Genomic DNA, 583 nt, shown 5'->3' with positions numbered 1-583 from the left:
TTTTTTTATGTCTAACGACGATAAAAGTTTAGCACATACTAGATGGAATTGTAAGTATCACATAGTCTTCACCCCGAAGTATCGACGAAAAGTGATTTATGGAAAGTTAAGAGTAAGTATTGGTCAGATATTAAGAAAATTGTGTGAGATGAAAGATGTTGAAATCATTGAAGCTCATGCCATGCCTGACCATATTCATATGTTAGTAAGAATACCGCCAAAGATTAGTATTTCTAGTTTTATGGGCTACTTAAAAGGACGAAGTGCAACCTTAATCCATGAAAAACATGCGAATTTGAAATATAAGTATGGGAATAAAAGCTTTTGGTCCAAAGGATACTACGTGAGTACAGTTGGGTTAAATCAAAAAACAATTGAAAAATATATTCGAGAACAAGAAGCAGATGATCGAATAAGAGATAGTATAAGTAAACAAGAGTATGTAGATCCATTTAAATAGTTAAAGAGAGATAGGGCTGTGAGCGGTTGCTGGTCATTTAAAAAGCCCCTTTTAAGGGGCTAGCGAGTGGTGAGCCCTTCTAGGGCTGTTAAAAAGCCACCCGTTTCACGGGTGGATATTTAC

Annotated in this window: 1 protein-coding gene; it reads left to right on the top strand. The window is 35.8% G+C overall.

Annotation, left to right across the window (positions count from 1 at the left end):
- Nucleotides 1-7 precede the first annotated feature (7 nt).
- Nucleotides 8-460, top strand: coding sequence for an IS200/IS605 family transposase (tnpA, locus tag ECA1_RS16705; RefSeq protein WP_008382269.1), 453 nt, complete (start codon nt 8-10; stop codon nt 458-460).
- The last annotated feature ends 123 nt before the right edge of the window (nt 461-583 follow it).

The sequence above is a fragment of the Enterococcus casseliflavus NBRC 100478 genome, assembly GCF_001544095.1.
GTDB lineage: Bacteria > Bacillota > Bacilli > Lactobacillales > Enterococcaceae > Enterococcus_D > Enterococcus_D casseliflavus.
The sequence above is the reverse complement of the archived record's forward strand: the minus strand, read 5'-3'. Positions and strand labels throughout refer to the sequence as shown.